Annotated in this window: 27 protein-coding genes; 15 read left to right on the plus strand and 12 right to left on the minus strand. The window is 61.0% G+C overall.

The genetic code is table 11. The annotated features are described in order from the left end of the window. Nucleotides 1–31 precede the first annotated feature (31 nt). The 3 genes from MPZ60_RS20510 to MPZ60_RS20520 all read left to right on the plus strand — a co-directional run bounded on the left by MPZ60_RS20510 (nt 32) and on the right by MPZ60_RS20520 (nt 1798). Nucleotides 32–772, plus strand: coding sequence for a ComF family protein (locus MPZ60_RS20510; RefSeq protein ID WP_034353845.1), 741 nt, complete (start codon nt 32–34; stop codon nt 770–772). Between the two features lie 70 nt (nt 773–842). Beyond that, nucleotides 843–1337: a tRNA (uridine(34)/cytosine(34)/5-carboxymethylaminomethyluridine(34)-2'-O)-methyltransferase TrmL gene (trmL, locus tag MPZ60_RS20515; protein ID WP_034353848.1), complete on the plus strand. Its 495-nt coding sequence runs from the start codon at nt 843–845 to the stop codon at nt 1335–1337. A gap of 152 nt (nt 1338–1489) precedes the next feature. Next, nucleotides 1490–1798, plus strand: a complete 309-nt coding sequence (locus MPZ60_RS20520; protein WP_034353851.1) for a DUF4148 domain-containing protein — start codon at nt 1490–1492, stop codon at nt 1796–1798. Between the two features lie 103 nt (nt 1799–1901). On the opposite strand, the gene MPZ60_RS20525 is transcribed toward MPZ60_RS20520, so the two are convergent. Next, nucleotides 1902–2366: a MaoC family dehydratase gene (locus tag MPZ60_RS20525; RefSeq protein WP_034353854.1), complete on the minus strand. Its 465-nt coding sequence runs from the start codon at nt 2364–2366 to the stop codon at nt 1902–1904. Between the two features lie 132 nt (nt 2367–2498). Further along, nucleotides 2499–3131, minus strand: a complete 633-nt coding sequence (locus tag MPZ60_RS20530; protein WP_034353858.1) for a LysE family transporter — start codon at nt 3129–3131, stop codon at nt 2499–2501. Between the two features lie 204 nt (nt 3132–3335). On the opposite strand from MPZ60_RS20530, the gene kefC reads away from it, so the two are divergent. Both kefC and MPZ60_RS20540 read left to right on the plus strand, forming a co-directional pair. Further along, entirely contained in the window at nt 3336–5228 is a 1893-nt protein-coding gene (gene kefC, locus MPZ60_RS20535; RefSeq protein WP_034396417.1) for a glutathione-regulated potassium-efflux system protein KefC, read from the plus strand. Between the two features lie 16 nt (nt 5229–5244). After that, complete coding sequence (locus tag MPZ60_RS20540) at nt 5245–5697, plus strand: DUF1841 family protein (protein ID WP_034353992.1); 453 nt, start codon at nt 5245–5247, stop codon at nt 5695–5697. Between the two features lie 158 nt (nt 5698–5855). On the opposite strand, the gene MPZ60_RS20545 is transcribed toward MPZ60_RS20540, so the two are convergent. Further along, the gene (locus tag MPZ60_RS20545; RefSeq protein WP_034353863.1) at nt 5856–6518 is read right to left on the minus strand and encodes a cytochrome c; all 663 of its coding nucleotides are present in this window, start codon (nt 6516–6518) and stop codon (nt 5856–5858) included. A 116-nt stretch (nt 6519–6634) separates the two neighbouring features. Between MPZ60_RS20545 and MPZ60_RS20550 the strand changes: the two genes are divergently transcribed. The 7 genes from MPZ60_RS20550 to MPZ60_RS20580 all read left to right on the plus strand — a co-directional run bounded on the left by MPZ60_RS20550 (nt 6635) and on the right by MPZ60_RS20580 (nt 16026). After that, nucleotides 6635–7477 carry a MoxR family ATPase gene (locus MPZ60_RS20550; protein WP_003071243.1) on the plus strand — a complete coding sequence of 281 codons (843 nt, stop codon included), beginning with the start codon at nt 6635–6637 and terminating at the stop codon, nt 7475–7477. 30 nt (nt 7478–7507) lie between these two features. Then, nucleotides 7508–7729, plus strand: a complete 222-nt coding sequence (locus tag MPZ60_RS20555; RefSeq protein WP_003071240.1) for a hypothetical protein — start codon at nt 7508–7510, stop codon at nt 7727–7729. An 11-nt stretch (nt 7730–7740) separates the two neighbouring features. Beyond that, nucleotides 7741–8343 carry a GNAT family N-acetyltransferase gene (locus tag MPZ60_RS20560; protein ID WP_034353868.1) on the plus strand — a complete coding sequence of 201 codons (603 nt, stop codon included), beginning with the start codon at nt 7741–7743 and terminating at the stop codon, nt 8341–8343. Between the two features lie 18 nt (nt 8344–8361). After that, nucleotides 8362–9549 (plus strand): VWA domain-containing protein, encoded by a 1188-nt coding sequence (locus tag MPZ60_RS20565; RefSeq protein WP_003071236.1) that lies wholly within the window; start codon nt 8362–8364, stop codon nt 9547–9549. Between the two features lie 121 nt (nt 9550–9670). Then, nucleotides 9671–11461, plus strand: a complete 1791-nt coding sequence (locus tag MPZ60_RS20570) for an autotransporter assembly complex family protein (RefSeq protein WP_080746072.1) — start codon at nt 9671–9673, stop codon at nt 11459–11461. 2 nt (nt 11462–11463) lie between these two features. Next, nucleotides 11464–15693 carry a translocation/assembly module TamB domain-containing protein gene (locus tag MPZ60_RS20575; RefSeq protein WP_034353873.1) on the plus strand — a complete coding sequence of 1410 codons (4230 nt, stop codon included), beginning with the start codon at nt 11464–11466 and terminating at the stop codon, nt 15691–15693. Between the two features lie 57 nt (nt 15694–15750). Further along, entirely contained in the window at nt 15751–16026 is a 276-nt protein-coding gene (locus tag MPZ60_RS20580) for a hypothetical protein (RefSeq protein WP_034353875.1), read from the plus strand. A 45-nt stretch (nt 16027–16071) separates the two neighbouring features. Here the strand turns inward: MPZ60_RS20580 and MPZ60_RS20585 are convergent, their stop codons facing one another. After that, nucleotides 16072–16347 carry a metal/formaldehyde-sensitive transcriptional repressor gene (locus tag MPZ60_RS20585; protein ID WP_034353877.1) on the minus strand — a complete coding sequence of 92 codons (276 nt, stop codon included), beginning with the start codon at nt 16345–16347 and terminating at the stop codon, nt 16072–16074. Nucleotides 16348–16418: 71 nt separating this feature from the next. On the opposite strand from MPZ60_RS20585, the gene dmeF reads away from it, so the two are divergent. Continuing rightward, a complete protein-coding gene (gene dmeF, locus MPZ60_RS20590) occupies nt 16419–17390 on the plus strand; it encodes a CDF family Co(II)/Ni(II) efflux transporter DmeF (RefSeq protein ID WP_034353879.1) in 972 nt (323 codons plus the stop codon). 218 nt (nt 17391–17608) lie between these two features. Then, entirely contained in the window at nt 17609–17929 is a 321-nt protein-coding gene (locus MPZ60_RS20595; protein ID WP_242899879.1) for a hypothetical protein, read from the plus strand. 284 nt (nt 17930–18213) lie between these two features. On the opposite strand, the gene MPZ60_RS20600 is transcribed toward MPZ60_RS20595, so the two are convergent. After that, nucleotides 18214–18393 carry a DNA methyltransferase gene (locus MPZ60_RS20600; RefSeq protein ID WP_242882017.1) on the minus strand — a complete coding sequence of 60 codons (180 nt, stop codon included), beginning with the start codon at nt 18391–18393 and terminating at the stop codon, nt 18214–18216. Between the two features lie 155 nt (nt 18394–18548). On the opposite strand from MPZ60_RS20600, the gene MPZ60_RS20605 reads away from it, so the two are divergent. Beyond that, nucleotides 18549–19583, plus strand: coding sequence for a hypothetical protein (locus tag MPZ60_RS20605; RefSeq protein WP_242882016.1), 1035 nt, complete (start codon nt 18549–18551; stop codon nt 19581–19583). A gap of 42 nt (nt 19584–19625) precedes the next feature. Here the strand turns inward: MPZ60_RS20605 and MPZ60_RS20610 are convergent, their stop codons facing one another. The 7 genes from MPZ60_RS20610 to MPZ60_RS20640 form a co-directional block, all read right to left on the minus strand. Further along, the gene (locus MPZ60_RS20610; RefSeq protein WP_242882015.1) at nt 19626–20144 is read right to left on the minus strand and encodes a hypothetical protein; all 519 of its coding nucleotides are present in this window, start codon (nt 20142–20144) and stop codon (nt 19626–19628) included. Then, nucleotides 20144–21124 (minus strand): hypothetical protein, encoded by a 981-nt coding sequence (locus MPZ60_RS20615; RefSeq protein WP_242899880.1) that lies wholly within the window; start codon nt 21122–21124, stop codon nt 20144–20146. The genes MPZ60_RS20610 and MPZ60_RS20615 overlap by 1 nt, the downstream gene beginning before the upstream one ends. Nucleotides 21125–21207: 83 nt before the next feature. Continuing rightward, nucleotides 21208–21441 carry a hypothetical protein gene (locus MPZ60_RS20620; protein WP_242882012.1) on the minus strand — a complete coding sequence of 78 codons (234 nt, stop codon included), beginning with the start codon at nt 21439–21441 and terminating at the stop codon, nt 21208–21210. Then, nucleotides 21438–23327, minus strand: coding sequence for a hypothetical protein (locus MPZ60_RS20625; RefSeq protein ID WP_242882011.1), 1890 nt, complete (start codon nt 23325–23327; stop codon nt 21438–21440). The genes MPZ60_RS20620 and MPZ60_RS20625 overlap by 4 nt, the downstream gene beginning before the upstream one ends. Continuing rightward, nucleotides 23327–23722: a hypothetical protein gene (locus MPZ60_RS20630; protein ID WP_242882010.1), complete on the minus strand. Its 396-nt coding sequence runs from the start codon at nt 23720–23722 to the stop codon at nt 23327–23329. The genes MPZ60_RS20625 and MPZ60_RS20630 overlap by 1 nt, the downstream gene beginning before the upstream one ends. Beyond that, nucleotides 23719–25404 (minus strand): sialidase family protein, encoded by a 1686-nt coding sequence (locus MPZ60_RS20635; RefSeq protein ID WP_242882009.1) that lies wholly within the window; start codon nt 25402–25404, stop codon nt 23719–23721. Before MPZ60_RS20635 ends, MPZ60_RS20630 begins: the two co-directional genes overlap by 4 nt. Further along, nucleotides 25401–26585, minus strand: coding sequence for a hypothetical protein (locus MPZ60_RS20640; protein ID WP_242882008.1), 1185 nt, complete (start codon nt 26583–26585; stop codon nt 25401–25403). The genes MPZ60_RS20635 and MPZ60_RS20640 overlap by 4 nt, the downstream gene beginning before the upstream one ends. Between the last annotated feature and the right edge of the window lie 19 nt (nt 26586–26604).

Consider the following 26604-nt stretch of genomic DNA (forward strand, 5'->3'; position numbering starts at 1 on the left):
AAGATCAATGCGGCGCGAGTATATTGATTCCATGCCCGACCTTCATGCGACATGGCTTTCACACCTGCGCCGCCAGCAGCAGCGATGGCTGGATGCCTTGCCCAGCCAGTGCGCAGTCTGTGGACGCTGGCCGGGGCCGCGTATCTGCCGCGACTGCCATGCACGCTGGGCCCAGCACAAGCACCGCTGCCACAGCTGTGCCCTGCCGCTGCCGGCTCTGGTCAGCCTCTGCGGCAACTGCCTCAAGCAACCACCCCGACTCAAGCGCTGCACCGCCGCGCTGGACTATGCCTACCCCTGGCAAAACCTCATCACACGCTACAAATTTCAGGCCGATCTGGGGTTGGCGCGCAGCCTGGGCAGGCTGATGGCCAGTCACCCTGAAGTCAGGGAGCAGTTGCGGGCCTGCGATGCCTTGCTGCCCATGCCGGCCTCCGCACAGCGCGTGCGCGAGCGCGGCTTTGACCACAGCCTGTTGCTGGCTCGCTCCCTCTCGGAGCAATACGACAGGCCTTTGCCCTTGCTGAGCGAGACTGTGCAGCGCCAACATCTGGAGTTGCCCCAACATGCCTCCAGCCGGGAACAAAGACTGCGCCAGCTGCGCGGCATTTTCAGCCTCACCCCGGCTCGACAGGCTCTGGTGAAAGGACGGGAGATTTTGCTGCTCGACGACGTGATGACCACCGGCGCCACGCTGGATGCACTGGCAGGCTGCCTGCTATCGGCCGGCGCGGCATCGGTCAGCGCCGTCGTGCTGGCACGCACGCCTTGACCCATATCCGCCAGTCTGGAACTGCGGAGGCGGCAGCGTGGGTAAAAGCCGGGCTGCACAATAGCGCCCCATGTTTCATATCGTTCTTGTGGCGCCCGAAATCCCTCCCAACACGGGCAATGTCATCCGTCTGGCCGCCAATACGGGTTGCAGCCTGCATCTGATCGAGCCGCTGGGCTTTTCCATGGAAGACCGGCATATGCGCCGCGCCGGACTGGACTATCACGAGTACGCCAATGTGGCCCGCCACGCCAATTGGGACGCCTTCCTCGAAACCTGTCAGCCGCAGCGCGAGCGCATGTTCGCCATGACCACGCATAGCAGCAGCCCGGCCCATGCCATGGAATTCAAAGCTGGCGACTGGCTGGTCTTTGGCTCTGAAAGCAAGGGCCTGCCACCCGAGGTGCGCGCCCAGTTCCCCAACGAGCAGCGACTGCGCCTGCCCATGCTGGCATCTCAGCGCAGCCTGAACCTATCCAATGCCGTGGCCGTGACAGTGTTCGAAGCCTGGCGCCAGCAGGGCTTCGTGGGAGCTGCCCTTGCAGAGCCCAAGACAGCTCTTTAAGTTCCCGCTTATTGTCTCTATTTTCGGAACAATAAGTTGCGCAGCAAGGGGTTTTTCTCGCAATTAGATCGTCCTAAAGTACGACTCATGGACTTGCAGCCGACCGACGATATCCGCCAGGACTGCAGGCCCGACGTACCAAAGGACGAATCATGAAATACGCCAACCGCTTTGCCATCGTTGCCGCCCTGGCCATGTCCGCCGCCGCTGCACAGGCTGCAAGCTTTGACTTCACCGGCGATCACTACCCTCCCGAAGTTGCAAGTCAATCCACCCTGACCCGTGCCCAGGTCAATGCCCAGGTGCAGGACGCCATGGCCAAGGGCCAGCTGCAACTCGTTGGCGATGCCTATCTGCCCCTGTCCCAGCAACAGCAATCCAGCAACCTCAGCCGTGAGCAAGTGCGCCAGGAAACCATTGCCGCAGGCAAGGCCGGTTTGCTGGACAACTATGGCGAATGACGGACTCTGCGCAGCACCCTGCTTTGCGAGGTGCGGCTCAATAACAAAGCCCCAAGGCGCAAGCCAAGGGGCTTTTTTCATGGCTTGAAAATTACACCGCGAATCAGGCCGCCGCACCAAAGCTGCGCGCCAGCGACTCAGCCACGCACACAGGCTTGTCGCTGCCCTCGCGCTCCACCGTCACCAGCCAGGTCATCTGGACGCCGGCCGGCTCGATGCGCTCCGCCGCCTGCAATGTCATGCGGGCCCGCAAGCGGCTGTTGACAGGCACCGGGGCCATGAAGCGCACACGGTTGAGCCCGTAGTTCACTCCCATCTTGGCGCCTTCGATCTTGAAAGTGCCTTCGAAGAACTGAGGCAGCAGGGACAGCGTGAGAAAGCCATGGGCAATCGGCGCGCCGAACGGCCCCTGAGCCGCACGCTCGGGGTCGGTATGGATCCACTGCTGATCGCCCGTGGCATCGGCAAACATTTGAATCTGGGCCTGTGTGATGGTGATCCAGTCGCTGACGGCGACTTCCTGCCCAATCGAGGCCAGCACTTCGGAGTAGGAGCGAAAGGTTTTCATACCCCCAATGTAGAAGCCCCCTGCCCTGTGCCATGTCTGACGCGGGACAAGGGGCTTACCCTAGATTATTCGATCAAATATGCCGCTGGCTCAATCTATTCATACGCTTGCAGCTACGCTTTTTAAAGCGGATCAGGCTTCGCTGGAGCGCTGAACAAAAAACAGGCCTGTGCCTACGGCCATCAGCAGGCCGCCGAACACGCGGTTCTGGTTGCGCATGGCGCGTGCGCTGCGCATCAGGCCGCGCAAGGCGCTGGCGCCTGCGGCATAGCCGTGCATCACCGTGGTGTCCACCGCCAGCATGGTCACGGCCAAAATCGCCAGTTGCGGAGCCAGAGGACGGCTGGTGGTCATGAACTGGGGCAGCACGGCCACCATGAAGATGATGCCCTTGGGATTGGTGGCATTGGTCAGAAAGCCCATCAGTACGCGCTTTTTGAGACTGGCCTCGGGCACGGCCTCTTGCGCTGCCAGCGGCGAGCCGCCGGAGCGCCACTGGCTGATGCCCAGATAGATGAGATAGCCGGCACCCACGATCTTGACGGCATTGAAGGCCAACTCGGACGCCATGAGCAGCGAGCCCACACCGGCACCTGCTATCAACAAGATAAGCAGCAGCCCGAGCTGCAGACCCATGATGGTGGCGCTGGTCTTGCGCACGCCGTAGGACAGGCCATGACTCATGGACAGCACAGCCCCCGACCCTGGCGAAACCGCGATGATCCAGGAGGCCACAAAAAAAGCAAACCAGGTGTGCAGATCCATACTCACTCCAAACGCCGATCTAAAGCGCCAGTCACAAAGCGCCTATCTTAAAAGTTGCGCTGTCAACTTGCAGACGCATGGTTGACCTGACGCTATAAGCACCAGGTAAACATTCGTGCCATTTTTCTTTCTGTCAAAAATCTGACGCTTGGCTGCGGGTGCCAAAATGGAATCCCTCTAGGGTTAACACCACATAGCATTCCCATGGAACACGGCTCTCCCATCTGGCTGACTTACGGCTTCATCTATCTTACGGCTGCGGTTCTGGCCGTCCCCATCGCCAGAGCCCTGGGCCTGGGAGCCATCATCGGCTACCTGGGCGCAGGCATTGCCATGGGTCCCTGGGGTTTTGCCCTCGTGCGCAATGTGGACGACATCCTGCACTTTGCCGAGTTCGGCGTGGTGCTGATGCTGTTCGTGATCGGACTTGAGCTGCAGCCCAAGCGCCTCTGGGAGCTGCGGCGACCGATCTTCGGCTGGGGCATGGCGCAAATGGCGGTCTGCACCGGCATTCTGTTTCTGGCCGCATGGGCCTTTGGTCTGTCGTGGCGCGTCAGCCTGATTGCGGGCATGGGCCTGGCCTTGTCGTCCACCGCTGTCTGCCTGCAGATCATGGCCGAGCGCAATCTGATGCGTACTCCCAGCGGACAGGCCGCCTTCTCCATCCTGCTGTTCCAGGACGTGGCGGCCATCCCCATCCTGGCGCTGATTCCGATTCTGGGTGCTTACAAGGCTGCCCATGGCAGCCACGGCGACAGCCATGTCTGGCTGGCCATTCTCAAGACCGTGGGCACGATTGGCGCCGTCATCATCGGTGGCCGATTGCTGCTGCAACCGCTGCTGCGCTGGATTGCGCGCAGCAAGACTCCCGAGATCTTCACCGCCACTTCCTTGTTGTTGGTCGTGGGCATCGCCATGCTGATGACACAGGTGGGCCTGTCCATGGCGCTGGGCGCCTTCCTGGCCGGCGTGCTGCTGGCCGACAGCGAATACCGCAGCGAGCTGGAAACCAATATCGAGCCGTTCAAAGGGCTGCTGCTGGGCCTGTTCTTCATGGCCGTGGGCATGAGCATCGACTTTGGCGTCATCCTCCAGTCTCCCTGGGCCATGGCCGCCATGGTGACGGGCTTTATTGCACTGAAGGCAGTGATGATCTTCGGCTTGGCCAAATTCATGCAGATTCCCTGGCGCGAACGCCCGGTGTTCACGCTGATGCTGGCGCAAGGCGGCGAATTCGCCTTTGTGGTGTTCCAGACAGCCGCGCAGTACAAGGTGTTTCGCCACAGCGTCTCGTCCATGCTGGTCGCGGCCGTGGCTCTGTCGATGCTGCTGGGCCCGCTGCTGCTGGTGCTTCTGGACAAACTGCTGCTGCGCCGCTTTTCCACCATCAGTGACGAGGAATGCGGCATGGAGAAGGCCCAGGAAATCTCCGAGCCTCAGGACTCGCCCATCATCATTGCCGGCTTCGGCCGCTACGGCCAGATCGTGGCTCGCGTGTTGCTGGCCCAGGGCATACGCCCCACCATCCTGGACCACAGCGTGGAAATGCTGGAGGCCGCGCAGATCTATGGCCACCGGGTGTTTTACGGCGATGCCACTCGCATGGACCTGCTGCGCATTGCGGGCGCAGCCAAGGCTCATGTACTGGTGATTGCCGTCGACACTCCCGAGCAGTCCCTCAAGATAGCCAGCCAGGTACGCAAGCATTTCCCCAATCTGGAGATCGTGGCCCGCACCCGGGATCTCAATCACTGGTTCCAACTGCGCGACCTGGGTGTGGAGCATGCCCAGCGTGAAGTGTTCGAGTCCAGCCTGATCTCGGCCCAGTCGGTGCTGGAACTGTTAGGTCAGAGTCCGGCCGAGGCCAAACGCATCACGGCACGCTTCAGGGAGCACAATCTGGCTCTGGCCGAGCGCATGTACCCGCATTACAAGGACAAGAACCAGCTGATTGCGGTGGCCAAGCAGGGCCGCCAGCAACTGGTGGAGCAAATGGCCAAGGAACGTGCCGATCTCCTGGCTGACAACGCAGAAACACCAGATACCGCCCTGGCCAGCGAGCAAGACCACAGTCCGGCTGATGCCCGGCAGCCGTGATACGCTGCGCGCCATCATGTTCAACCCCAGTCAAGCCGACGTACGGCGATTTTTTTGCGGTGTGCGCGCCAAGATGATCAGCGGCGCGCCCATGGAGGCCATCGAGACGCTGGCCAGCCTGTGGATAGACGAGCACCCCGAGTATTTCGATGAGCTCTCCGACATGGATGCCGCCGTGGCGCGCAACTATGACTCAGAGCCCGAGCGCACCAACCCGTTTCTGCACCTGTCCATGCATCTGTCCATCAGCGAGCAGTGCAGCGTGGACTCGCCACGAGGCATCCGCCAGGCGGTTGAGTTGCTGGCCAAGAAGCGTGATCTGCATGACGCCCATCACGCCGCCATGGAATGCCTGGGCCAGATGCTCTGGGAAAGCCAGCGCTCGGGACGCCCGCCTGATGGCGAAGCCTATGTCGCCGGAGTGCAGCGTCTGGCCACCACCGACGGCAGTTTCAAAAGTACCCCCTGATGCGCTGCACAGCCTCCGGCGGGGAGATGACACAATCGCTGCAGGAGGGCTCCAGCTCTGCATCCTCCAAGCCCCGGGTACCGGGCCCCTGAGCTGCATCCCGTTGAGAAAAAGCAAAAGCCCGTCTTCACGGGCTTTTGCTTTTTCTGAAACAAGGTCTATTTCTGGCCCAGGCGGAAGTGCGGCTGCGCCACTACCTGCATCTCGCTGTCCAGGCTACCGATGTACTTGGCAAGTTGCTGCAGCTCGTCGCTCTTGAACTGCTTGGCAATGCCGGCCATCACGCCATTGCTGCGTCCGATGAGCGGATTGCCATCGGTTTTATATGACTGCAAGGCGCGAAAAACATAGTCCGAATACTGCCCTGCCACCTTGGGATAGGACGGGTCAATCGGCTTTGAAAAGCCTTCACCGTGACAGGAGAAGCAGGCGCCTTTTTGCAGCAGCGCCGTGACAGCAGGGTTCGCCTCCTTGGCCTTGCCGTCCTTGGCCTTGCCATGACCTGCATAGAAGGCCGCCACATCGGCCATGTCCTGCTCGCTCAGTGAGTCGGCAATGCCACGCATGGTGGGGTGTTTTCGTTCGCCTTTTTTATAGGCATTCAGAGCCGAAACGATATAGGCCTCGTTCTGCCCGCCGATCATCGGCACCTTGTAAACCTCAGGGAAGCTGGCCTGATAACCGGTGATGCCATGACAGCCTATGCACATGGCGATCTTGCCTTCGCCAGCCTTTGCATCGCCCTTGACAGCCTGGGCGTTTGCCGCGCCGGTCACTGATGCGACAACTACTGCCAATACCGTGGTCCAAGTTTTTATCATTTTGCGCGCACAATCCTTCAAGAGTTCAGACGGGTGCTCAAATGCCTTGCTGCAGTGCAAACGATTATGGCAGTGAGAATTTCGCACGCTTATCAATACTTACGCTGATACCGCCCATGAAGTTTCAAGGTTCCGACAAATACGTGGCCACGCAAGATCTGATGCTGGCCGTCAACGCTGCCGCTACCCTGCAGCGCCCTCTGCTCATCAAAGGCGAGCCCGGCACGGGCAAGACCATGCTGGCCGAGGAAGTGGCCCAGGCGCTGGACATGCCGCTGTTGCAGTGGCATATCAAGTCCACCACCAAGGCACAGCAAGGCCTGTATGAGTACGACGCCGTGAGCCGCCTGCGCGATTCGCAGTTGGGAGATGAACGCGTCAAGGACATTCACAACTACATCGTCAAGGGCGTGCTCTGGCAGGCTTTCACGGCGGAGCGCCCCGTTGCCCTGCTGATCGACGAGATCGACAAGGCCGACATCGAGTTCCCCAACGACTTGCTGCGCGAAATCGATCGCATGGAGTTCTATTGCTACGAGACGCACGAGATGATCCGCGCCAAGCACCGCCCCCTGGTGTTCATCACCTCGAACAACGAAAAAGAGCTTCCTGACGCATTTTTGCGCCGCTGCTTTTTCCACTACATCAAGTTCCCGGATGCCGACACCATGCGCCAGATCGTGAACGTGCATTTCCCAAAGCTGCAGGGTGAGTTGCTGAATGCCGCCATGAAGGTCTTCTACGATGTGCGCAATCTGCCCGGCCTCAAGAAAAAGCCTTCGACCAGCGAGCTGATCGACTGGCTCAAGCTGCTGGTCGCCGAGGAAATTCCTGCATCGGCTCTGCAATCCGAGGAGGGCAAGGTCAGCGTACCGCCCCTGGTTGGCGCGCTGCTCAAGAACGAACAGGATATGAGCCTGTTTGAAAAGCTGGTCTTCATGAACCAGCGCAACCGCTAACCTTCCTTAAGAACCGAGGAGACACAGCCCATGAGCACCGCACAACAACTGCTGCTGGAAGGCGGCTCCGACGCCATCGGCTTTGTGGGCGGAGCCCTGCTGGGCTGGGGCCTGTCCCATGTGCTGGGCCTTGACCTGTTTGCCCAGGGCTATGGTGCGGGCAGCATTGCCGCCATTGCCATGGTGGGGCTGGGCGGAGGCCTGGGGCTCAAGCTGGCCCGACTCTGGCGCAGCAAGCGCAATCCACTTTGAGTGAGCAAGCCATGACTTTTGTAGAACCTGTGACCTTGCGCGACCGCGGCGTGCGACTGGAGCCGCTGGATCTGAGCCATGAGCCTGGACTGGCAGCGGCCGCTGCCGATGGAGAGCTGTGGAAGATTCGAGTGACTTCCGTGCCCGAACCTGGCGAGGTGCGCAGCTATATCGAAACCGCGCTGCTGGGCCGCGACCAGGGCCACCGCTTTGCGTTCGCCGTGCTCGACGATGCCAGCGGCAAGGTGCTGGGAACGACCAGTTATCACGACATCGTGCCAGCCATTCGCCGTGTGGAGATTGGCTACACCTGGTATGCCAAAAGCGTGCAGCGCACCCATGTCAACACTTCGGCCAAGCTGCTGCTGCTGGCCCATGCCTTCGGTACGCTGGGCTGCCATGTGGTGGGCTGGCGCACGGACAACTTCAACTTCGCCAGCCAGCGCGCCATTGAGCGCCTGGGTGCCAAGAAAGATGGCGTGATTCGCGGCCATGCGCTGCGCCGCGACGGCACGATTCGCGATACCGTGATGTACAGCATGCGCAGTGGCGAATGGCCTGAAGCCCGTGCACAACTGCTCTATCTTCTGGAGCAGCATGCACCCGCCGCATAAGCGCTGGAGACATTTTTCATGCTGATCGACTTCTTCTACACCCTGCGTGCCGCCAAACTGCCTGTGTCGGTCAAGGAGTTTCTGGCTCTTCTGGAGGCACTGGACGCGGGCATCATCGGCCCCAAGAGCGAGGATCGCTGGAGCCTGGACGACTTCTATCACCTGGGCCGAACCATTCTGGTCAAGGACGAGAAGCACTACGACAAGTACGACCGCGCTTTTTCCGCCTATTTCAAGGGTGTGGAGATGCTGGCCGACTTGACCAAGGAAATTCCGCAGGACTGGTTGCAAAAGCTTCTGGAGCGCGAGCTCAGCCCCGAGGACAAGGCCAAGATCGAAGCCATGGGCTGGGACGAGCTGATGGAGACGCTCAAGAAGCGCCTGGAGGAGCAAAAGGAGCGCCACGAGGGCGGCAACAAATGGATCGGGACGGGCGGCACCAGCCCCTTCGGCCACGGCGGCTACAACCCGGCGGGCATACGCATTGGCGGGCCGGGCCGCAACAAGAGCGCCGTCAAGGTCTGGGAGCAGCGAGCCTACCGCGACTATGACGACACCCAGGAACTAGGCACGCGCAACATCAAGGTCGCGCTGCGCCGCCTGCGCAAGTTTGCGCGCCAGGGCAGCGAACTGGAACTGGATCTGCCGGACACCATCCGCTCCACGGCAGCCAATGCGGGTTATCTCGACATCAAGATGATTCCCGAGCGGCATAACAATGTGAAAGTGCTGCTGCTCATGGACGTGGGCGGTACCATGGACGAGCATATCCAGCGCGTGGAGGAGCTGTTCTCGGCCGTGAAGAGCGAGCTCAAGCATCTGGAGTTCTATTACTTCCACAACTGTGTCTACGACTTCATGTGGAAGAACAACCGCCGCCGCTTTGCCGAGAAATTCCCGACCTGGGACATCATTCGCAAGTACAACAAGGATTACAAGCTGATCTTTGTTGGCGACGCGACCATGAGCCCCTATGAAATCCTGCAGCCCGGCGGCTCGGTCGAGTACATGAACGAGGAACCCGGTGCCGAGTGGCTGCAGCGCCTGACGAACGCCTTCCCGCACTTTGCCTGGATCAATCCGGAGCCACAGGGCGTATGGCAGTACCGCCAGAGCATCAGCATCATCCAGCAGTTGATGGGAGACCGCATGTACCCTTTGTCGCTCAAAGGCTTGGAAGACGCCATGCGCATGCTGTCAAAATAGGGGCATGCCCCAGACCTTGCCCTTGAAAAAGCCGGCCTTGAGGCCGGCTTTGCTTTTGGGAGCCGCCTTGCTCCTCAGCGGCTGCAGCCTGCTTTCCCCCAAAGACAAAGAAGCCGAAGCCATGGGCATCGACACCAGTGGTCCCCCCGCCTTCACGCTGGAAGTCGATGCCCCAAAACAAGTCCGTGCGCTGCTGGAGCAGCATCTTGAACTCAAGCGTTTTCGCCACCAGCCCGATCTGCAGCGCCGCGAGCTGACGCGCCTGCTGGGCGCGACCGATGCCAACGTACGCGAGCTGATAGGCACCTTGGGCTATTTCAGCCCCACGGTGACCGTGGAGCTGACCGATACCCCCGAGGAAGAAGCACCGCGCAAAGTAGTGGTCAAGGTCGATCCGGGCCCGCCCACCATCATTGAAAAATCCGAGGTGCGGTTTACCGGCGTCAATGCCAGCGACGAGCTGGGGACTTCTCAGCGCCTGCAGATCGAGGAAACCTGGCCGCTGCAGAGCGGCGAGCAATTCTCGCAATCGGCCTGGAGCAGCGCCAAGAGCGGTGGTCTCAAGGAACTGCAAAAGCGCCGTTATCCGCTGGCCCGCATAGATACCAGTCTGGCCGATGTGGATGCCGACACCAACAAGGCCCAGGTCAGCGTGAGTTACGACCCCGGCCCGGCCTATACATTCGGTCCGCTGCAGATTGATGGTGCCGAGCGCTACGACCCGGTGCGCACGGCCCGTATTGCGCGCCTTCCGGAAGGTCAGGAATATGACTTGCAAAGCATGCTCGATGCGCAGCAGCGCCTGGTCAGCAGCGGCTATTACGACTCGGTATTTCTTTCGCTGGCCGATTCGCCGCAACAGGCCGCTACCGAAGCTGAGCGCGACGAGCAGCGCAAGAATCAGGGTGCTGCCATCACCTCGCCCGTGATTGCCAAGGTGCGCGAGGCCAAGCTGCAGAAATGGGTGTTCGGTGCAGGCCTGAGCACGGACACCGGACCTCGTCTGTCCATCGATCACACTTACAACAAGGTTCCCGGTCTGAACTGGCGCGCCGTCAGCAAGCTGCAGCTGGACAGTAAGAACCCGCTGATCTCCACTCAGTTGGTCGGCCTGCCCGGTGAAGACCTCTGGCGCTGGTTTGCCAGTGGCAAGCTAGAGCGTGCGCCAGCAGGCGACTTCAACACCAATAGTGCGCAGATGCGCTTTGGTCGCTCCAAGGCAGAAGACCGCATAGAGCGCAATTTGTACCTGCAGTACGACTACGCCAAGACCCAGGGAGCAGGTGCTCCGCCCGGCGCCTCCTCGCTGCTGGCCAACTATGGCTGGACGGCCCGCTATTTCGACAACAACCTGCTGCCTACCTCGGGCTTCGGTCTGGCCCTGGAAGCCGGCGCCGGCACCACGCTGACGCCGCAACGCTCGCCGTTCGGGCGCCTCACGGGCCGCTGGCTCAGCCTGATCCCGCTGGGTGAGCGCGATGAGGAAACCAGACGCCACAGCCGCCTGCAGCTCAAGGCAGGAATCGGTGCCGTCATGGCCAAGAAAGATGTGGATCTGCCCACCACCATCATGTTTCTGACAGGCGGTGACAACACGGTGCGCGGCTATGGCTATCAGTCGATTGGCGCACGCACCGACAACGGCCGCGTGATTGCCGGCCGCTATCTGGCCATGGGCAGCGTGGAATGGCAGCGGCCCATCACCATCAAGGGCAACACCCAGGACTTCGAGCACGCCGTCTTCATCGATGCCGGCACCGTTGGCGACGACATCAACCGCCTCTACACCCGCGTCGGTTTTGGCACCGGCATTCGCTGGAAAAGCCCGGTTGGTCCAATTCAAGCAGATCTCGCCTGGGGCGCACAGGAGCAACAGTTGCGCCTGCACCTGCGTCTGGGCTTCACGTTTTAAGCATGGCAGAACAAGACACACACCCTATCGCCAAGACCTTACTCCCCAAGCGCCGCCGCTGGCTACGCGCACTGGGCTGGACTATTGCAGCGACCCTGCTCGCCCTGGTGCTGGCGCTTTGCAGCCTGCTATGGTGGATTGGCAAGGATGACTCCCTCCACCAGACACTGCAGCGCGTGGCCAGCTGGCTGCCCGCAGACCAGTCCCTGGTCGCCAAAGAGGTCACGGGCAGTGTCAAGAACGGTGGCCACATCGGCTGGCTGCAATGGCAAAGCCCGACCATGAAGGTCGAGGTCAGGGAAGCTCAGATCGGCTGGCAGTTCAGGCCTTTGCTGCTGTCGCGCACACTCAAGCTGGGTGAGGTTCATATTACCGAGTTGCGCATTGCCAGCACCCCGGACCCCGAAAAACCCGCCAGCGAACCGCTGCAGTCGCTGACCCTTCCAGTGAAGATAGAGCTGCCCTTCAAGGTCGATCAGATCATCTGGCAAGGCCCGCCTGAAGCCGTGGTGCAGGACCTTCGCGGTCGCTATGAATACACGGGCACACATCACGAACTCAAAGTCAGCAGTCTGCGCTTTGCCCAGGGCGCCTACCAGGCACAGCTGAAATTGCAGGGCGCCGCCCCCATGTCCTTGCAGGCCGAGGCAACAGGCGATGTGCAAGTGCCCAACCCGCTGGACAAAAGCGCTGACGCCCTCAACACCATAGCCGTGCAGGCCAGGGTGACGGCCGAAGGCACGTTGGCCACCGAAGCGGCCAGGCTGGCAATCAAGGCCAATGCCAGCGCTGAAGCATCGACCCCTGGCCCGGGAACTCAAGACCCGCAGGCAACCGAGCCGAAGCGGGAGAAGAGCGAGAGGCCGTCCGAAGCAGCAACGGCAGAGGTGGGCACCATGCAGGCCGATGTGGAGGCCAGCATCATGCCCTGGCGCAGCCAGCCGCTGCTGGCAGCCAAGGCCAGACTCCGCAATCTCGATGTCTCGGCCTTCTGGCCTCAAGGACCTCGCACCCTTTTGACCGGCCAATTGCAGGCTGGCCCCGACGAAACGGTAGCTCCAGCTACGAACCTGGAGGCTCAGCCCTGGAACCTGAACACCCGTTTCAGCAACGCGCTGCCCGGCCCCTGGGACCGGCAGCGCCTGCCCGTGGCCGAGCTGATGGGCCAAGTCCGTTTCGACGGCCAGCAATGGCAGGTCGACGACTCTCGTATCCAGATCGGCAAGGGCAATATCGCTCTCGGCGGTCAGTTCACTCCGAGCACCCAGTTGTTTGAAGGCCTGGCTGTTGTGGAAAAGCTCAACCCGGCCGATCTCTACAGCACTCTGGAAGCAGCTCCTCTGGAAGGCGAGATCAGCGCCAAGGCTGTGCAAGCCGAACCTGGCAGCGGCGATGCCGCTGCCAGCAAGATAGTGTTTGCCGCCAATCTGCAGGCAGCGGGCGGCAAGCGCGACAGCAAGGCGCTGCGCATTCAGACACTGGCTGCCAAAGGCCAGTGGCAGGCCCCGCTGCTGCAGCTGGAAAAGCTGCAGATGGAAGCCCTGCAGGCCAGTGTCGATGCCCGGTCCGTGGAGTTCAATACCGAAACCCAGCAGGCCAAGGCTCGACTCAAGGCTACGGCGCCCGGTGCGCAGCTGAACTTTGACGGGCAGATGAGTCCTGCCAGCGGCACTGTCCAGAGCCAGCTGCAGCTCAGCTCCATGGGCACGCTCACGCAATGGTTGCGCAAGCTGCCGGGCGTCAAGGATCCGCTGGGCGGTGCTCAACTTGATGGCAGCGCAGATTTGCAACTGGCTCTAAAGGGCGGTTGGGAAAATCTGCTCAAGCGCTTGAGCGCCCCCCATGGCGCGGCCATTCCCGCAAGCGGCTTGCAGATTCAGGCCAAGCTGCGCGCCGAGAAGATTCGTTATCTACCTGCCGGCACCGCAGTCGATCAGGGTGCCGTCTTGCCTGCGCTTGCACTGAACATTGACGGCAGCCCCGAAAATGCCAGGATCGGTCTGACCGTACAAGCCCAGCAAGCTGGCAAGAGCATACAGATAGACACCGCTTTGCAGGCCGGCCTGACAGGCGGCAAGGCCATGGCACCGCTGGACTGGCAGGCCAGTCTGGAAAAGCTGCAGGCCCAGCTCACACCCGACAAGCACAAGCCCGGCCCCTGGGTGGTGCAGTTGCAAGCCGCTGCGCCCGTGCAGATCAGGCAGCGAACCAGCGGCAGCACGGTGCTGAGCACCGTCTATCAGTTCAGCGCCGGCAAGCTGCAGATCACGCCCCCGAAGTTGGGCATCAGACGTACCAGCAGCGAGCCACTGGCGCCTGTCCAGCTGGCATGGGATGAGGGCTCCGTCACCCGTACCGGCAGCGGCCAATGGGGGCTGCGCAGCGCAGGACAGGCCCTTGGAATTCCGCTGGCCTGGGTCGATGCATTCAGCCTGGGCGACGACGAGCCACCGCTGGAAGCAGCCGGCATTTCCGGCGACCTGAGCTTCAACGCGCGCTGGAACCTGGACACATTGGGCAAGGATCTCAAGGCCGATCTCACGGTCGAGCGCGCCGCAGGCGATCTGCGGCTGGCAGTGGACGATGGCTCCAGCACTACCGTCATCCAGACTACCGGCCCCACCGCCAAACGCGCCGGCGGGACACGTACGCGCCAGATCGGCGGCGCAGGCATGCGCTCGCGCATCAAGGACGTACGCCTCAACGTACAGGCACAGGGTAGTCAGGTCAACGCCAAGCTACTCTGGGAGAGCGAGCGTGCAGGCCAGCTCAACGCCGACCTGCGCACCCAGCTCAGCTATCAGCAAGACGGCTGGACGCTGCCCGCCACGGCGCCTCTGTCCGGTCAGTTGCACGCCAATATGCCAGATATGGGACTGTGGGCCCTTTTTGCGCCACCGGGCTGGCGCATTCAGGGCACGCTGGCGGCGGACGCCAGCATTAGCGGCACCTTGCAGGACCCCAAGTGGCAGGGCGATATCAAGGCCGATGGGCTCAATATCGTGTCTCTGCTCGATGGCGTGGACCTGCGTGACGGCATTCTGCGCGCCAAGCTGCAAGGCACCAGGCTGGACATCACCGAACTGCGCCTCAAGGGCGGAAAGGGTAGTCAAGCGCGCATTCTGGGATATAGCGGCAATCTGACCCGTGCACCCGAAGACGGCGGCCAGCTCACCGGCACGGGATATGCCCAGTTCACACCGCCGGGTACAGGGAGCGAATCAGGCCTGAGCATGAATCTGCAGGCCAAGGCCAGCAAGCTGCAGGTGCTTGTGCGCGCCGACCGTCAGGTCAGCGTCTCCGGCGATCTGCAAGCCAGGCTGGAGCAAGGCCAGTTCACGCTGCGCGGCGACCTGACGGTCGACAGAGCCTCCATCATCCTGCCCGAGGAGTCCGCACCGTCGCTGGACAAGGATGTGGTGGTGCGCTCGGCGGCATCGCGCAAGGCCGAAGAGGAAGAGCGCCAGCGCGCCGAGCAACAGGCCCGCAAGGATCAGGCCCGTGCCACGCCGCGCAAGGTGCCCGACATTCTCGTCAAGCTCGACATGGGCCGTGACTTTGCGCTGCAAGGCTTTGGCATCACCACGCGACTGCTGGGCCAGCTTGAAGTGCGAGGAGCCAGCTACATCGGCGGCCCGCCCAGCGTGACCGGAGAAATCCGTACCGAGCAAGGCCGCTACCGCGCCTGGGGACAGTCGCTGAATGTGGAAACCGGGCTGATCCGCTTCAATGGCCCCTACAACAACCCCTCGCTGGACATACTGGCGCTGCGCCCGAATATTGCCGTCAAGGCCGGTGTGCAGGTGCTGGGCACGGCCAGTGCGCCACGCGTGCTGCTGTACTCTGACCCGGCCCTGCCCGACGCGGAAAAGCTCTCCTGGGTAGTCATGGGCCGCGATCCCGCCTCCGGCGGGGCCAGCAGCGCCCTGCTTCAACAGGCCGCCATGGCCTTGCTGGCTGGTGGCAACAGCTCCAGCGGCAAGATTGCTGGCAGCCTGGGGCTCGATGAAGTCGGCTTCAAGGGCGGCGGGAACGGCACGGATGCAGCGGGCGCTGCGCTGACCATGGGCAAGCGTATCTCGGACAAGCTCTATCTGACCTACGAGCAGAGCCTGTCGGGAGCCATGGGCATCATCTACATCTTCTACGACCTGTCGCGCAGCGTCACCTTGCGCGCTCAAACCGGCATGACCAGCGCCATGGACATCGTCTATACCGTTCGCAAGGATTAAGCATGAAATATGCCTCTAGCCCTTTACTGGTAAGCGATAGCAGCTATCAGTTCTGAAATGCCACGCAGCCGCACTGCGCTGGAGCAAGCCGCTGGCAAGCTCATACTTCGCATCCAGCAGGAATGGATGCAGGAGCTGGGCGATCCTGCGGCCGCAGACAGCGAGCAAGTTATGAACCGCGCTCATGACCTGCTGCAGGCCGCATCGGCCCGCCGGCCCGGCCTCGGGCTACAGCAGCAGTCGATCGAAGAATTTCTGGGCAGGCAATGGCTGCACGGCCATCCTGACGTGCAGCCATTCGTCAATGATCTCGCGGCGCTGGTGCAGCCCTGATCCACCGCTTCATCCATGCAGGCCGCCCACGCCTGCGGCCCAGCCCTATTTGACGTAGGAACGCAGCACCTTCACGACCAGCTCCAAGTCCTGTTCACGCTGCTCGGGCTTCGCGGCCTCGGCACCCAGATGCTCGCGCACATGGCCTTCGAGCAACTCCAGCATCAAGCCGTTGACGGCCCCGCGCACGGCCGCCAGCTGCTGCAGCACCACGGCACAGTCCTGCCCCTCTTCCAGAGCCCGCTCCAGAGCCTGCGTCTGCCCCTTGATGCGGCGGATGCGCGCAAGCAACGGTTTTTGATTCGAAACGGTATGCGACATATGCAGGAATTGTAGTCCTCCTGCCGGCATGGAAAATATACTGGGGTAGAGTATATGAAACCAAGCCAATCATGACCTCATACACCGACTCCCCCCTGTCCCGACAACACTCCCACAGCTTTGACCAGGGCAATCCGCTGGGTGAAAAAAACGCCAAGCTGGCCATGTTGCTGACGCTGGCCATGATGGTGCTGGAAATCACTGCAGGCTACTACTTCAACTCCATGGCCCTGCTGGCCGATGGCTGGCATATGAGTTCACACGCGCTGGCGCTGGGCCTGTCCGTCAGCGCCTATGCCGCTGCGCGCAAGCTGGCCAATGACAGACGTTTCAGCTTCGGTACCTGGAAGATAGAAATCCTGGCGGGCTACACCAGCGCCATCTGCCTGCTGCTGGTTGCCGGCCTGATGGCCTTTGAATCCGTACAACGCCTGCTCTCGCCTGCCGCCATTCACTATCAGCAAGCCATAGGCGTGGCAACTCTTGGCTTGCTGGTCAACCTGGCCTGCGCCTGGCTGCTCAAGGACGGGCACCACCATCACCACGGCCATGAGCACCACCACGACCATCACCATAGACACGACCATCACCATAGACACGACCATGCACATGGCGACCTGAACCTGCGCTCCGCCTATCTGCACGTAATTGCAGACGCAGCCACATCAGTCATGGCCATCGCAGCGTTGCTGGGCGGCATGCTCCTGGGCTTTGCCTGGCTGGATTCGGTCATGGGCCTGGTCGGCTCCGTGATGGTGGCAATGTGGGCCTTAGGCTTGCTGCGCGATAGCAGCCGCGTGCTGCTTGATGCCGAAATGGATGCTCCCGTCGTGGAAGAAGTACGTGAAGCCATTGCACAAGGTCCGCAACCCGTCAACATCACCGACCTGCATGTCTGGCGCGTGGGCAAGAACCACTATGCCTGCATCATCGCAGTCGAGGGCGCAGCCACGGTCACACCCGACTACATTCGCCAGTTGCTGTCGGTACATGAAGAACTCACCCACGTCTCTGTCGAAGTCAACAGTACAGAGCTGACATAAATAAGTCGGTTGGAATCCGCAGGCTGGCAACACGGGTAGAATCCAGCGTCCCTCCCCGTAGTTCAAGGGGAGTACTACAGAGACAAAATAGGAGCCTCGTATCAATTTCATATCAATTGATGGAGAGAAACGGCTCCTGTATCAAACCCGTATCACCCAGAGACCTGTACGCACATAGATGCATACAGGTCTTTTTTCATACTGTATAAATGCACAGTATGTGGTGCACTGTTTATCAACTGTATGAAGACGGCCAGCGGCTTCCGCCTGAGATCGCTCAGGCAAGCGCCGCTTACGGATGGCTGTACATGTATTCAAAGCTGCCCGGCACCGGCATGCCCAAGAACCAGGCGCACCTACTTCCCGAACCCGGCGCTTCTCCAGGCATTAAGGACGTCATCGAGGCACTGAATTGCTGCAATCTTGTGGCGATCGACAAGGGCAGTATGAGGCTGAATGGCTGCCGCACATACACGCAGAGCTTTATCAGGCAAGCATGGCTATGCATTCCGGGGGAGAGGGTCGATGCTTCGCGCTGACGCTAGAGAAGCCATCTTGTGCCACTGGATCAGCTGGTCGCACATGATCGACGAAGAAGGCGCTTTTCCAAGAGCAGGAACGGCCATGCATCTTTTCTATGAGTACTTGAAAGCCAAGCACCCCGAAGTCTTGGATTTCTCAAGCTACTCGCCATATCTCGAAATGAGGCTATGGCTCGCGGAGGATTCCGAGCCATAAGTCCAGGTACAGCAACGCGAAAAGGCCTCCCCGGCGCTCAAACACCAGGGAGGCCTTCTAGGCCTTCACTCCAGCCAGACCGCGCCTAAAACAAGCCCGCAGGTTCGGCACTCACATCCCAGCTGCTGTAGACCAGCTCCAAACGCGCCGCTGCCTTCCCTCCTCCGGCAACCGTGTAGTTGATTGGCACCTCCTCAACGTGGAAGTCTTTGAAGCATTCGCGGAATGCAGGATGGTCGTTGATGGACTGAACTGACAAAAGCATATGTTGTTGTTTTAATTAAATACATAAATTTTGTGGCGCACTTTGGTTTCACAAACGAAGTGCATTTGGGCACAAAGAATCACCAGAAGGCTTCTTGTCTTGATCAGATAGCCTGCATGTGACAAAGTCGTTCGCCTCTACATCTGTGCAAGTACATGAAGCCCACACCACCTCCGTTTAGAAAAAGCAAGATCGGGTCAACTACAGAACTGTCCGGGACAGGTTCGTTAGGTGCTATAGCTCTTGATAGCATGAGACAGAAAATTAGAAAAATTGGACCGTTTGAGCTCAAAAAGGTGACAGATGAATACCCACTCATCTCTGAAGTATTAAACCGAATTTTTCAGCAATCTATTAAAGATTTACCTGACTTTTCTGACGACACCAAAATCGCAGTCATGTCCGACTATGGTGGCGAGCATGATGGCGCGCATTTCAATACATATTCATTCCTTTTTCTCGCCTACAACAAGGTAGGGCCGTTCGAGGAAAAATCTGCAGAGCTTCGAAAAAAATACGGATACAGCGAATTTAAATACAAGGATCTCAAATCCGGACCTAAAGCACGCGCTCTCGAAGAGTACCTGAGACTTGTCGATAACTTCATCCATGGTGCAATAATTACGATTGCTATAGACAAGCGGATAGCAAGCATGTTCGGTGCATCAAAAACAAAAACCCAGGCAGCCATGGTGAAGCAACTACAGAATGCCGGACTTGGAATATGGAAAGGCGAAGTAGCAGAGAAATTGCTTCGTGTAACTAATATCATTGCTGCATTTGCATCGTTACTGACACATGAAGGACACGATTTACTCTGGTACAGCGATAGAGACACTATTAATGAAAACGGTAAAAAACGAGATTTCAATCATACTCAGCTAATATTATCCAGAGTGCTTCACATGTATCTGCCACACAAACTAAAAACTATCGGCATCAGTAGATCATTTGATAAAAAGAGCCACCTCGATGATTTATTAAGTGTGCCGGATTTCGCCGCAGGCGTAATACAAGATTTATTACAACAACAATCAACACGAGAAGATATACCGGGTGGAGAAGAAAAGAAAAAAGTCATGCTATGGATCGCAACGCCGACAAGATACCTATCAAAAATCACTATTCAAATATTCCAAAATTCTGACGGCAGCATTGGATTTAGGAGCGTCGACATAATCAAAGTTTAAATATTGCAGCCAACGCCCCTGAGAAACAACAAATGCCGTTTCTCAATGGGCGCTCAAAGAGCGCTCGATCTGCACTTGCTGGCTGAGCAGCTTTACTTCGTCGTCTCGCCTTGTAAGATCACCTCGGAGTCTTGCAACCACTTCGACGCCCTCGACAATGTGTCGGTCGTAGGCTTCAAGTCGATCTGCAAGATCGACGCCGGCAGCGGCGTTGGCTTGGGCTTGCGCGCGGTAGGTTGCGGCCCGTCGTTCGGCATCGAGCCGCAGGCGCTCAGCGCGATCGAGATCAGCACGAAGCTGAGCATCGCGGCCAGGTTGTTTTTGCGTGAATTCATCGCTTGCTTTCTGGGTGTCGACGGCGTGCTGCCGCTCGCGGTTTCCGGTTTCTCGCTCGGATTTGAGGCCGGTCTCAGCCTGGTCTTTGGCCGCATTGGCGACGGCCAGCTGCAGCACCTGGTGCGCGCGCTGCTCGGAATGCAGGCGCAGGGTCTGCCAGATGAGCAGACCCGCCAGCAGGTAGCACAGCCAGCGCAGGCCGTTGGCCTTGAGGTAGTTACGCATCACACCCCCAGCATCTCGACGTATTTGGCTCGCCGCGACTGCAACGGGACCGTGTTGCGCACATGGCCCCGGTTCACGTCATAAGCGCTCTGGCCGTAGCCTTGCCATTTCTCGCGGCTCTTGACGCTGTGCATCTCCACATGCCCAAACCATTTATTGGGGTTGCAGCCTGGCGTCATGCCGCAGAGCTTGCGGTCTTGCTGCAGATGCGCCCAGCCGCCGTTGTAGGCAGAGCCACACATCGCCACGCGGGTGAGGTCATCGAGGCCGGGGGTCAGCCTGGTCAGGTTTGCATCACAGTTGCGCAGCTTGACGATCGCGGCACGCACATTGAGATCCGCGCGCTGGTACAGCGTCTCCCAGTTCAGCTCCTCCAGCGCCTTGGGAGCCATGGCCTTGACCTCGGCCAGCGCATCAAAGCGCTGCGCGCCGGCAGCCGTCCAGGCCCGCGTGAACTGGGTCAGACCACCGCCCTCCTCGCGCGAGGTCTTGAGCTGGGCCGTGGTGCTCCAGCACATGCGGTGCGACAGGCTCGGGCAGCTCTCCTGCTCGATCAGCGCTCCCAGATAGCTGCGCCGGGGCATATCGGCCCAGTGCTGCTCGATCTCGCTGACCACCATCGGGGCCAGGGCACGGGCGCGCTGTATGCCGGCAGGCTCCGCCGCATTGGCAAACTGCGTCATGCTGGCCCACACGATCGCAATCACCATGGCCGAGCGCAGCAGGCACAGCGCCAGGAAGGAAAGCCCAGCACCGATAGGATGCTCCAGCGACTTCTGCCAGGCCTCGCGCCCATGGGCATAGTCCGCCATGGCCTTGCTGGCCGAGAGCGCGATCGACACCGCGACCGCCGTCCAGGACAGCCACAGCAGCCGCACCACAGGCTCACGCCAGCCATTCGGCCCCATGGCATTGAGCACAATCACCACCACGGGCAGCACCAGGACTGCCCACCAACGCCAACGCTTGATCGGGTTCATAACCCCTCCTCTCTTCTACGGACACAAAAAAGCCTGCCGGTGTTGCCACGGGCAGGCACATAAAAAACTCGAAAACGATGCGGCTAGATCTCAGCCCTCACGTAAGTGAGAGTCGGAGCGCGCTCCACGATCTCCGCATCGCGCACAAACACTGCCTGGTCGACCGGGGCGGCAATGGGGTTGCTGACCATGACGCGCACACCACCGGGGTACTCGATCTGGGCCTGGTTGCCGACCAAGGCCTTGACCGTGGCAAACAGCTTGGGGGACTGCCGCTGCAGGGCCTGCAGGCGCAGATACAGGTTGATGGGAATCATTGAAAGCGGTCCACGGTCAGGGTTTGGGTGAATTCGGGCATGTTTTCATCCAGGGATAGGTGGCGCACCAGGCCGCGCCATGTCTCGCCAGGCTCTTGCACTTCAATCAGGTAGCCAGGCAGGATCAAGCCCGGAGCTGTGCCGCCCGTGATCAGGGGCACGCTGACTTCCTGCCGCCAGCGCAATGCGGAGTCGGCCAGCGGCACGACGCCGCGCTGGCGCACTGCGATCACGTCGGTCATCAGCGGATCTGTGATCTGGGCAGCCAGCAGATCACCAGCGGTGCCGGCGCGCACGATCTGGCCCACCACGCCGCCCGCAGCGGAGCCAGACACATAGACGGCATTGCGCAGCTCCTGCTCCAGATCCGTCAGCGTGTCCTGCACGATGATCTGCCCTGGCATAACCACATCCGGCACCGCCGAGGCCCAATTCCAGGGCAGCGCTTTGTACTCAGGCTGCAGCTGCAGCACTGGCTCGGTGCGGTGGCTGCGGACTACGGCCCCAGCTGCCTCGGCAATGCGCTTGATGACCGACAGTGGCGTGCCCGTATGCGACCAGGCCGCAGCCGGCACTTGCCAATCCTCAGCACCCCAATCCAGCGTAATGCCTGTGTTCTGCAGTGCCTCGCTGGCAATCTGCTGCACAGACATCTGACTGCTGATGCTCCAGGCCTTGGCGCGCCAGTAGCGCTCCCCGATCAAGGACGTCACGCTCTGGCCCGATACAGACGCCTCCCAGCCATCAAAGCTGCGCGAGCGCACCGGCTGCTTGACCGCGAACACCCAATCGATCCCGTTGATGGTGAGCCGGATCTGCTGGGGCACCCCTCCCTGCGGAGCCAGAAGCCCCACCAGGTCGACCGGGCCAGAGGCAGACAGCGTCCAGCCGAAACCATCATCACCGCTCTCGATACGCACACCCGTCAGCGGCACCGGCGTGCCAGAGGGCAGCAGCACTGCATTGGATTGATAGACAAGCATGTAGACCTTAAACAAGGGAATGACAAACTGCGAACCCGGCTCCGGCGTGGACTGGCAGCAGTAAAAAACAAGGTCTGCCGAAGCAGACCAGGACTTGCAGAACACCAGCTTGATCGGGCCACCGACCAGCTGCTCATAGCAACCAGGCTTTTCTGGCTCTGGCGGCTTGGCCTGGGACTTGCCCGCTGGCGGCTTCATGGCCTGCTGGTAGCGCCCCTCAAATCCCCTGTACAGCGGCACCGATGGGCCTGCGCCCGTGGTGAAGAGGTATTGCAGGCCCATCGCATCCTGGGCCATGGCCTCGACCATGCGGCGACGGTCGCGCAGGCTTTCCTGAAACCGCATGGCCCAGCCGGCCCGAACGGGCTCAGCATCCTGACCTGTGGCCTGCAGGCCCTTGCGCACGCCCTGGGCTTCCTGCCAGCGGGCTTGGGTTGCTGCACCAGGCAGCGCCCGCGCCTGCTGAAACCGCCCCTGCAGGGCCAGCCCTTGCCGCTGGCCGTCCTGCCAGGCGACACCGAACTGCTCTTGCAAGGGCATGGCATCCTGCGCGGTCGACACCCAGCCCGCAGGCAGTGCATCCGTGTTTTGCCATCCGGAGACCCAGCCCTGCGCTACAGGCTGCGCCTCCTGAGCATCAGAGACGACCTCGGCCACCACGGGCCGGGGCGTATCGGTGTTGTAGCGCACGACCGCGCTGCAGCGAAGACCGGGCATGCGGCCCGCAGCAACCAGATCCTTGCGCACATGCACCAGGGATCTGACCCGCAGACCCGGCATGCGCGCAGCAACGACCAGCGTTGCGTCGGGCACTTGCCCTCCACCGCCCTCGTCGCCAAACACCAGCTCGACCGGGTTGCCGGTCTTGAAGGCGCGGTTAAAGATCAGGTCGACGCCGGCCATTAGTCGATCCTTGTCTCGCCCAGGATGGCCTTGCCTCCTGCATAGAGCTGGGTGCCGGTGCTGCCCAGCAGCTTGAAGTGCCCAGCGCCCTCCTCATCCGTGACCAGGCCGCGCCCGATCAGCTTGCCGTCGCTGGTAGCCCAGACGCCGATAGCAGCCTGACCGCTGGTCAGAATCATGTCGCCGCTGCCGCTGGCCTGAGTCAACACCAGATAGCCCGCCTCGGTGATCTGGCCGCAGGGTTTGGTCAGCGTCAGTGTCACCAGCAACTGCTCGGCAGCGTCATAGAGGGCAATAGTCGAGGCAGCAGGGCCGGAATCCGCAAAGCTGGCCGTAGCCTGCAAGCGAGCCAGGGCGTGGGCTGCGGAGATCTCGAAGGCAGGTGAATCACTCATGCGACCTCCGCCAGTTGGTTATTGGCGACGGTCGAGTACTCCTGCAGCTCGTGGTCCCAGGCGATGACATCCCACTCGTAACGCGTGGAGATCTCGCGGAACTCATAGGAGCCATCAGTCTTGCTCCAGGTCTCGCGAGCCAGGTAGCCATCCACGCTGCGATGCAGGCGCACGCGTCGGCGCAGCGGCATATTGGCAGGGGTCTCTTTGCGCGAGACCGTGCCGTAAATGCGCCCCTGGCCGCCACACTCCACATCGATCAGCTTGGACGGGCGATAGCGCACCATGCTCTGCATGCCCTGCTGCAGCGGCACTGCTTCGCTGGGCGACGTAGAGAGCTTGTGAGACCTGATCCGGGACACAAGCGGCGCATGGGTGGCAGCAGGAGCCCAGATGCGCACCCGCGCCAGGAACCCGGATTCCGCCGAGGCCGTCCAGGCAACACCATAGGCGTCCACAGCCGCTGCCTCCATGGCCAGGGCCACAAAGGTAAAGCTCTTGACGGAGCCATTTTTGTTCCTGGCATAGAGCACGCGCGCATTGTTGCCGGTGCCTGCGATGTAGAACTGTCCGTCGCCCGACAGCGCGATATTGCGCCACTCCGACGATGCTGCCTGCGTGTCGCGGCTCCAAGAGAGGCCGCCGTCCCAGCTGGCATAGATCCATCCTGCACGCGCGCAGACCGCCAATGCAGTGCCGTTTCTGGAAACAGCGCAGCGCGTCAGAGGTGCCGACGGAACCCCCGCAACATCGGCCCAAGTTGCGCCCCCGTCGAAGCTGATCGATGGCGAGCTGTTTGCAGCGGTCGCAAGCACGATATCGCCCAAGGCCGAAACGCTGACCCCCAGCCAGGCTTTTGCACCGGCCCCTGCGCATAGGGCCCAGGTCGCGCCCCCATCGGTCGAGCGCCACAGGCCACCGCCAGCGGTGCCATCTGCAGCCAGCAACGTGCTGCCATCCCCGGACACAGCGCAGGATTCCCAGCCACGCGAGCCCGCACCGTCCACAGCAGCAAAGGAGGCTCCGGCATTGGTGCTCAGGTAGAGCGGCCCGCCATAGTTCGAGAAAAGGATGACGCCGCCGTCATCGGACACTGCCGCACGCGAATACTGTAAACCCGGTGCGCCAGAAGGCCGCGACCATGTGACGCCGAAGTCCTTGGACAGGTACGGCGACTGGGCATGCGGAGCGCATGCAACGACCCCGCCATAGGCAGAAACGCCGGCCCCATAGATGCCGCCCGACGGCCCCGCAGTGAGGCTGGTCAAATCGCCGCTGATTTTCTCCACGTCGGGGGGCGTGATTCCCCCTGCGCTCAGCGCCCCGGCCACCCAGATCGGGCCGCCCCGGTAAACCGAGTCTGCGCCTGCAGCCGTCAACATATAGGCACGCGGCCAGCGGGTCGCATCCGGCCCCCGGAACCGAAAGTCAAACAACTCTACAGCGCTCGCAAAGCCCAGCTCAATATAAAAACCGGGCTGGCGCACCGCCGCGCCCGAAAACACGACCTCGGCAGTTGCCCCCGAGATCAGCTCATTGAGCGAGCCCGAGACAGGGGCCACGCTGGCCTGTATCGACGTGGGCACGACATCGCCCGCCGCCGCCCAGCCGACGAGCTGCTGCAGGGCCAGATCCACCCCCAGCGTGTCCAGGCCGCACAGACGCCAGACCAGGCTTTTCATGGCTGCCTCCAGGGGCCGGTGACATCCAGAAAGGCCAAGCCCTGACTGCCGCTACTCGGAATGCCGATTTGAACTGAGAGCAGTTGCTTGCCGGCAAACATGCCCTGCCCCCTCGTGATCGACACATCCGACCCCAACCCGGCCAACACTCCAGACTGGGGGCAGTGGTAGGCACCAGGCATGCTGCCGCGAGGCCCTGAGGATGCTGTTGGGCCGTCGTTTAGCAAGATGGCCGAGAGGTGCAGCCCATTGTCAACAGACGAAGGAAACGCTCCCAGCGTGCCGTCATTGCCGGAGGTGCTGGACGCTCCGCCAAAAACCCGGCGAGATGTCTGCACAGCACTGCCAAGACCGTGAGCCATGCGTTTGAGCGTCAACCCAGAGGCAGAACCTGTGCAGAAAACACACCCGATCGTGTTGCTATAGGCGGTGTCGGTAATGCCTGTCAGGGCGGCCCCCCAGGCATCTCCGCTGCGAAAGCTGTTGATATCACCCATGAATTGGGACACCAACGCCGTGTTGCCGCTGCTGGAAGGCGACGAAGCGCTACTGACGCCGATCAGGAAGTAGAAGGCGCGGGAATCGCCTGCAAGCACCCAGTAGGAATTCGCGGTACCGCTTTGCCTCTTGTGCCAGTAGTACCCACCCGAGACGGTCAGCGGCGCTGGGCCGATGCCGTTGTCCACGTCCGTCATGGACTCGTACATCTGCACCCGCGCGTAGAGTGCATTGGTGTCGTCCACGCGGTAATAGGTACGGGTCGAGGCTGGGTCGGTCGGGCGGTACACGGCCACATTGGTCTTGCTGAAAACCCTCTCCCATCCCAGCGGTGCCATCTTGAAGCTGATGGAGCCCGTGACGGCACCGTCTGCCAGGTCGGTCTTGAACTCCACCCAGCCATTGGCGACAGCCGTCACCTTCTGCTCGCCGTTCAAGGCCGAGGGCGTTGCACCGGTCACCGCAATGACGGCATGGGCCTCTGCCGCACTCTTGCCGCTGGCAAAGTTGAGGCGACAGACGCCATTGCTGATGACTGCCGAATCCACGGCCTTTGCGCCCCAACCATTGACCAGGAACGCATCGAGCGCGCCGATCAGGGAGCCGACCGTGCCGCCGATGGCCGGTGCACCGGTCATGGAGCTGTATGCGTGCTTGACGCTGGTATCTACAGGGGATGCCATATCTCTCTCCGCTCTCTCA

The organism is Comamonas sp. 7D-2, assembly GCF_022749555.1.
In the GTDB taxonomy this organism is placed as follows: Bacteria; Pseudomonadota; Gammaproteobacteria; order Burkholderiales; family Burkholderiaceae_C; genus Comamonas; species Comamonas thiooxydans.